This window comes from Sapientia aquatica (genome assembly GCF_004358105.1).
GTDB classification, from domain to species: domain Bacteria; phylum Pseudomonadota; class Gammaproteobacteria; order Burkholderiales; family Burkholderiaceae_D; genus Solimicrobium; species Solimicrobium aquaticum.
On sequence record NZ_SMYL01000040.1, the window covers coordinates 1 to 1,320 of the forward strand.

Annotated in this window: 1 protein-coding gene; it reads left to right on the forward strand. The window is 52.5% G+C overall.

The features are described from left to right. Window positions 1-66 precede the first annotated feature (66 nt). Complete coding sequence (locus E2I14_RS19155) at window positions 67-1,314, forward strand: ISL3 family transposase (protein ID WP_133331545.1); 1,248 nt, start codon at window positions 67-69, stop codon at window positions 1,312-1,314. Window positions 1,315-1,320 lie beyond the last annotated feature (6 nt).

The following is a 1,320-nucleotide window of genomic DNA, read 5'->3' on the forward strand; positions in this document are numbered from 1 at the left end:
GGTTCTTCAGACTTTTCTGTGGGTTAAGAGTACGCTATCGCGCAGGTTTAGCCAACGGAGAGCGCGATGGAAAGCAAAGATTTGTATCAGGCGTTGCTGGGGATGCAAGAGCCATGGACGGTTAAAGAAGTCAGCCTGGACATGGCCAAGCAGCAAGTTGACGTATTCGTGGAGCACCCAAGTGGTTCGCGTTTCAAATGTCCGGAGTGTGCTGCGGAGTGCCCGGTGTATGACCATCTTGGGGAGCGGACTTGGCGGCATTTGGACAGTTGCCAGTTTTTGACCTACCTGCATGCCAAACCGCCGCGTATCAAGTGTCCTGATCATGGTGTAAAGCAGGCGCGGTTGCCGTGGGCCGAAGAAGGCAGTCGGTTTACGCAGTTGTTTGAGGTGTTGGCGATTGATATGTTGAGGGCGACTACGGTTAAGCAGGCAGCACAGATACTGAGAATTACCTGGGATCAGGCATGGCACTTGATGGAACGGGCCGTATTTCGTGGCCGAGCTGCCAAAGGTGTTGGCCTGCCAACGCATCTTGGTGTTGACGAGAAGGCGATTGCAAAGGGGCACAGCTACATGACGTTGACGTGCGATCTGGATGCATCGACGGTGGAATATATCGGCGAGGGGCGCACCGAAGAAAGCCTGTCGACCTACTTTGCGGCGTTCACGGCACAACAGCTGGCTGGCATTGAAGCGATCAGTCTGGATATGTGGCCGGCCTATATAAAGGCGTGCAAGATGTTGGTTCCGCAAGCTGAATCGAAGATGGTGTTTGATCGGTTTCATATCATGCAGCACGTTGGTAATGGCGTGGATCGCGTTCGCAAGGATGAGCATAAGGCGTTGCTGAAACAGGGTGACACCACGCTCACCAGCAGCAAGTATTTGTGGTTGTATAACGCACAGACCATGCCGGCTGCCGCGCGTGAGCGATTTGAGCAAATCAAGCGTGAAAATTTGAAGACTGCGCGTGCCTGGGCGCTGAAGGAATCGCTGCGTGAACTGTGGAGTTACCACAGTGTCGGCTGGGCCAGGCGGTTCTGGCAGCGTTGGTATTTCTGGGCCACACATAGTCGTTTGCCACCCATGATTGATAAGGCAAAATTGATTGCCAGGCATTTGCCGAATATCTTGACGTATTTTAAGCATCGAATTACCAACGCTGTTGCCGAAGGATTGAACTCGAAAATAGCAACTGTACAAAAACGCGCCTGTGGATTCCGAAATCGGGACAATTTCAAGATCGCCGTATATTTCCATTGTGGCGGGCTTGACCTTTATCCGACTTCAGCGACCCACAGGAAAGTCTGATGAATC

What these genes read in the sequence shown, in the direction of transcription:
- E2I14_RS19155 (WP_133331545.1), top strand. Translation starts at nt 67, where the DNA reads ATGGAAAGCAAAGATTTGTATCAGGCGTTGCTGGGGATGCAAGAGCCA.